Below are 5,219 nucleotides of genomic sequence, written 5' to 3' on the forward strand. Positions count from 1 at the left end.
CCTCCCCGGCCGGGGAGGGGGGCGCGGTCGTGCGCGGGGCGGTCAGTCGCGGCCGTACCGCCGTCGGTACTGCTCGATCCGGCCGGCCTGGTCCAGGACGCGGGCGTGCCCGGTCCAGACGGGGTGGCTCGCCGACGAGGTCTCCACGTCGACCACCGGGCGGACGGTGCCGTCCTCCCAGACCACCGTCGACGCGGACGTCAGCGTCGAGCGGGTGAGGAAGGACCGGCCGGCGGCCTTGTCGCGGAAGACGACCGGACGGTAGGCGGGGTGGATGCCGTTCTTCATGGGGGCTGCTCCTTCGGGGGTGGACGTGCCGGACGGGGCCTGCGGCCGGGCTCAGCGCTCTTCGCGGAAGGCCACGTGCTCGCGGGCGACCGGGTCGTACTTGCGCAGCACCAGGCGGTCGGGGTCGTTGCGGCGGCTCTTGCGCGTCACATAGGTGAAACCGGTGCCGGCGGTCGACCTCAGCCGGACGACCGGACGCAGTTCGCTGCGGGCCATCTGCTCCTCCTCGGTGGCTCCGAACCTCGGTCCCGGACATCTTGTCCGAAACGGAAGTCGTTTTCGTATCTGCTCCAACGCGAGCCCGGGGCGTTCCATTCCCGCCCGGTCCCGCCCGGTCCCGCCCGGTCCCGCCCGGTCCCGCCCGGTCCCGACTCGCCAGCCCCCTCCCCGTCCGCCCGTCCGTCCGCCGATCCGTCCCCCGTTCGGCCCCGCGCCGCCGACCGGTCCGCGACCCGCCGTGCGCGCCCCCGCGCCCGCCGCACCACGCCCTCCGGGCCCGCCCGGCTCGACGGGCGCGGGCCGTCCGCAGTTCGTAGGCTCGTGGCATGTCCGATGCGTACGCGGCGCGGCGGGAGCGCCTCAGGGAGCACTGCAGTGCGTCGGGGGTCGACGCGGCCCTGGTGACCCGCGCCTCCAACGTCCGCTACCTCACCGGCTGCCCGCCGTGCGGTGCGAGCCTGCTGCTCACCCGCGAGCGGGCGCTGCTGGCGCTGCCCGACGACCTGCCGCCCGAGGAGGGCGGCGAGCACCTGCTCGGGCCGGACATCGGCCAACTGCTGGTGCCCGCCGACACCGACACCGCGCTGGCCGCCGCCGAGGCCGCCGGCCGGCTGAAGGTCCTCGACCTCGCCGTCGAGGAGCACGACCTCACCGTCCGCCGCCACCGCGCGCTCGCCGGCGTCGCCGAAGGCGTCCGGCTCGCCGACCTCGGCACCGCGGTCGAGGGGATGCGCGTCGTCAAGGACGAGCACGAGATCGCCGACCTGCGGATCGCCGCCGAGATCGCCGACCAGGCGCTCAGCGAACTGCTGGAGTCGATCCTGGTCGGCCGCACCGAGCGGCACCTGGCGATGGAGCTGGAGCGCCGGATGATCGACCACGGCGCCGACCGCGCCGCCTTCCCGGTCTCCGTCGGCACCGGCAGCCACTCCGGCCTGGAGGCCCACCAGCCCACCGACCGGCGGGTCGAGGAGGGCGACTTCCTCACCGTCGTGCTCGGCGCCTGCTACCGCGGGTACGGCGTCTCCACCGCGCGGACCTTCGTCATCGGCGCCGCCCCGGCGCCCTGGCAGGTCGAACTGCACCGGCTGGTCTTCCGCGCCCAGCGGGCCGGACGCGAGGCGCTCGGCCCGGGCGTCTCGGAGTCCGTACCCGATCTGGCCGCCCGCGAGGTGCTGCAGGCCGCGGGCCACACCGACAGCCCGGCGCACCCGGTCGGACACGGCATCGGCCTGGAGATCAGGGAGGCGCCGCGCCTGGGACCCGCCGACATGGGTAAACTGGACAATCGCGTGCCGGTCACCGTCGGCCCGGGGGTGCACCTCCCGGGGCGGGGCGGGGTCCGGATCGAGGACACGCTCGTCGTGCGCCCCCTCGAGGAGGGCGGGCCCGAGCTGCTCACCATCACCACCAAGGAGCTCCTCGCCCTGTAGCCCGCCCAGCGGGAGGCAGGAGGCGCAGCCCTTGGTTCCTTGACAGCTATATCAGGAGTTAGTGCGCTCGTGGCTTCTACGAACGATCTCAAGAACGGCATGGTCCTCAAGCTGGAGGGCGGCAAGCTCTGGTCCGTCGTCGAGTTCCAGCACGTGAAGCCCGGCAAGGGCCCGGCCTTCGTGCGCACCAAGCTCAAGGAGGTCCTGACCGGCAAGGTCGTCGAGAAGACCTTCAACGCGGGCATCAAGGTCGAGACCGCCAACGTCGACAAGCGCACGATGCAGTACTCGTACCGCGACGGCGAGCAGTTCATCTTCATGGACATGGACACCTACGACCAGGTGCCGGTCGACGCCGCCACCGTGGGCGACGCCGCCAAGTACCTGCTCGAGGGCTTCGAGGCCCTGGTCGCCCAGAACGACGGCGTCCCGCTGTACATCGAGCTCCCGGCCGCCGTCGAGCTCACCATCGCCGAGACCGAGCCGGGCGTCCAGGGCGACCGCTCCACCGGCGGCACCAAGCCGGCCACCCTGGAGACCGGCGCCGAGATCCAGGTCCCGCTCTTCGTCACCACCGGTGAGAAGGTCAAGGTCGACACCCGCGACGGCAGCTACCTCGGCCGGGTCAAGTAATCGTGTCAAACGCGCGTACCAAGGCCCGCACCCGGGCCTTCCAGATCCTCTTCGAGGCCGACCACCGGGGGGTCGCGCCCGAGCGCGTGCTCGCCGAGTGGGTGGGCCGGGCACGCGAGGCCAAGCCGGGTGAGACCACCCCGCAGGTCGGCGAGTACACCATGCAGCTGATCGAGGGGTACAGCGGCCACGCCCGGCGGATCGACGAGCTGATCTCGACCTACGCGGTCGGCTGGACGCTCGACCGGATGCCGATCGCGGACCGCAACGTGCTGCGGATCGGCGCCTACGAGCTGATCTGGGAGGACGGCGTCCCGGACGCGGTCGTCCTGGACGAGGCCGTCGAGATCGCCAAGGAGTACTCCACCGACGAGTCCCCGGCGTTCGTCAACGGCCTGCTCGCCCGCTTCATGGATCTCAAGCCGCAGATCCGCCGCGACTGAGCCGTCGCGACCGGGCCCCGCGCCCCGCACGGACGGCCCGAGAGGCCGCCGGACCGAACCGGTCCGGCGGCCTTCGCGCGTTCCCGGGCCGGCGTCCGCTCCCGGGCCTTCGCCCGCCCCGTGCGGAGGCGTAGGCTACCGGTGAGTAATGGCTGAGGCGAAGGGCGTACCACCGATGACCACCGCGACACGCAGCGAGTTCGACCAGGGCATCGCACTCACCCCGCACGCCGCGGAGCCCGGCCGGTACGACGCCGAACTCGGCGCGGGCTGGCAGATCGGCGGCGGCGTCAACGGCGGCCTGCTGCTCGCCGTCGCCGGGCACGCCCTCTCCCTCGCCAACGGCGACCACCGCGACCCGTTCTCCATCACCGGCCACTACCTCTCCGCCTCCCGCCCCGGCCCGGCCACCGTCCGCACCGAGACCGTCCGCCGCGGCCGGAGCCTCACCACCGGCACCGCCTCGCTCCTCCAGGACGGCGAGGAACGGCTCCGGGTGCTCGCCACCTTCGGCGACCTCGACACCCTCGACGCCGAGGTCGCCACCAGCGCCCTGCCGCCCGTGATGCCGCTGCCGGACGAATGCATCGGCGTCGAGCACGCGCCGCCGCAGCTCATCGAACAGGCCGCGCTGCTGGAGCGGTTCGACCTCCGGCTCGACCCGGCCACCGTCGGCTGGGCCCTCGGGCAGCCCTCCGGGAACGGCCGCATCCAGGGCTGGTTCCGGCTCGCCGACGGGCGGCAGCCCGACCCGCTGCTCCTGCTGCTCGTCGCCGACTCCCTGCCGCCCGTCACCTTCGACCTCGGCCGGCCCGGCTGGGCGCCGACCGTCGAACTCACCGTCCACCTCCGGGCGAAGCCGGCGCCCGGCTGGCTCCGCGTCGCGCACGCCACCCGGAACCTGGCCGGCGGTTACTTCGAGGAGGACTGCGAGATCTGGGACGAGACCGGCCGCCTGGTCGCCCAGTCCCGCCAACTCGCCCGCGCCCCCAGGTCCTGACGGACGATCACCCGGGTCCGTCCGGGGGCGGCCGGCCACCCACGCGCCCCTGAGGTGTCGCCCGTGCCCCTGGGGGCGGTTGCCGCTGCCTCGTTGCTTTCAGTTACAGGGCTGTGACAACCGGTGCGTGTGCGGCCCGCGGGGATGGGGAGGAACAGGGGCGACCGACCGCACCGCCCCGCAGGAGTCGACGATGTCCCGCAACCCCCGCGCCCCCCGGCCCTCCCGCTGCACCGCCAACGCCGCCGCCGCAGGCCGTCCGCACGGCGAGGAGGCCTTCGTCACGGGCATCCTCACCAGCGCCGAGGACTTCGAGCGGGCCCGCGCCTGGCGCCTCACGGACGCCGCGGACTTCGACAGCTACCTGCTGGACACCGCCGTGCTGCTGGCCGAGGCCCGCCGGACGTACGGCACCGTGCAGGCCCGGATGTTCCACGTCGACGACTTCGCCGACTTCTGCCTGCTGCACCGGCTGGACCCGGCCGAGCCGGTCTCCCGGGACCGGTACCTGGTCAATCCGCCACTGCAGACGCAGTTGCTGCCGTACCAGGGCGAGGAGCTCGTCGGCGACTTCGTGCCGCGGCTGGTCCGCGCGCGGGACAGCGGTCTGACGCTGCGCCACGTCGAGCTGCTGCTGGACCGCGTGCCCGGCGGGGACGGCGGGGACACCGAGGATGCGGCGGTGCTGGTGCGACAGGCGCACCAGCGGGGCGCCGAGCTGTTCCGCCGGATGCTGGTCGGGGCCGGGTTCGGCGCGTACCGCTTCCTGTGCGCGGTGGAGGCGCCGGGCGGCCGGCTGGAGGCGGAGGCCCGGATCCTGCACTGGGAGGACGGGGTGGTGCGGATCAACGACGAGGACCTGGACCTGGTCTGCGCGGTGCTGTGCGCGGGCCTCTACCGGGAGCTGCCGGGGGCGGCGCTGCTGCACGGCTCGCAGGGGTCGGCCGGTGCCTGCGGCGAGTACCGGCAGGTCGCGTGGGCCTGGCAGAGCGAGGGCGGCGGCTACGCGCCGGCGGCGGTCGAGCTGGACGAGGTGCGGGCCGAGCCGGGCTTCAGCCTGGGCACGGTGTGCTGACGGCGGCGGTGCGGGGTGCCGGTGCGCGGGCCGGGGGCGGAACCACGGCGGGGGGGGGGGGGGCGGGGGGGCGGCCCGCCCGGGGGGGGGGGGGGGTGGGGTGGGGGGGGGGGGGTGTGGGGGGGTGG

General features: G+C 74.3%; 7 protein-coding genes. 5 read left to right on the forward strand and 2 right to left on the reverse strand.

Features of this window, described 5'->3' with window-relative positions; genetic code table 11:
- Positions 1 to 42: 42 nt before the first annotated feature.
- A complete protein-coding gene (locus ABZ641_RS25150; RefSeq protein ID WP_359985129.1) occupies positions 43 to 288 on the reverse strand; it encodes a type B 50S ribosomal protein L31 in 246 nt (81 codons plus the stop codon).
- Positions 289 to 339: 51 nt separating this feature from the next.
- Entirely contained in the window at positions 340 to 504 is a 165-nt protein-coding gene (gene rpmG / locus ABZ641_RS25155) for a 50S ribosomal protein L33 (RefSeq protein WP_344624212.1), read from the reverse strand.
- A 329-nt stretch (positions 505 to 833) separates the two neighbouring features.
- Here rpmG and ABZ641_RS25160 point away from each other — a divergent pair, with 329 nt between their 5' ends.
- The 5 genes from ABZ641_RS25160 (at position 834) to ABZ641_RS25180 (ending at position 5,091) form a co-directional block, all read left to right on the forward strand.
- Positions 834 to 1,940, forward strand: a complete 1,107-nt coding sequence (locus tag ABZ641_RS25160; RefSeq protein WP_344624213.1) for an aminopeptidase P family protein — start codon at positions 834 to 836, stop codon at positions 1,938 to 1,940.
- A 69-nt stretch (positions 1,941 to 2,009) separates the two neighbouring features.
- Positions 2,010 to 2,573, forward strand: coding sequence for an elongation factor P (gene efp, locus ABZ641_RS25165; RefSeq protein WP_344624214.1), 564 nt, complete (start codon positions 2,010 to 2,012; stop codon positions 2,571 to 2,573).
- 2 nt (positions 2,574 to 2,575) lie between these two features.
- On the forward strand, positions 2,576 to 3,016 hold the full coding sequence (gene nusB, locus ABZ641_RS25170; protein ID WP_344624215.1) for a transcription antitermination factor NusB: 441 nt from the start codon (positions 2,576 to 2,578) through the stop codon (positions 3,014 to 3,016).
- A 175-nt stretch (positions 3,017 to 3,191) separates the two neighbouring features.
- On the forward strand, positions 3,192 to 4,016 hold the full coding sequence (locus ABZ641_RS25175) for a thioesterase family protein (RefSeq protein WP_344624216.1): 825 nt from the start codon (positions 3,192 to 3,194) through the stop codon (positions 4,014 to 4,016).
- 193 nt (positions 4,017 to 4,209) lie between these two features.
- Complete coding sequence (locus tag ABZ641_RS25180) at positions 4,210 to 5,091, forward strand: hypothetical protein (protein ID WP_359985134.1); 882 nt, start codon at positions 4,210 to 4,212, stop codon at positions 5,089 to 5,091.
- Positions 5,092 to 5,219 lie beyond the last annotated feature (128 nt).

The organism is Kitasatospora sp. NPDC007106 (assembly GCF_040634455.1).
In the GTDB taxonomy this organism is placed as follows: Bacteria; Actinomycetota; Actinomycetes; order Streptomycetales; family Streptomycetaceae; genus Kitasatospora; species Kitasatospora arboriphila.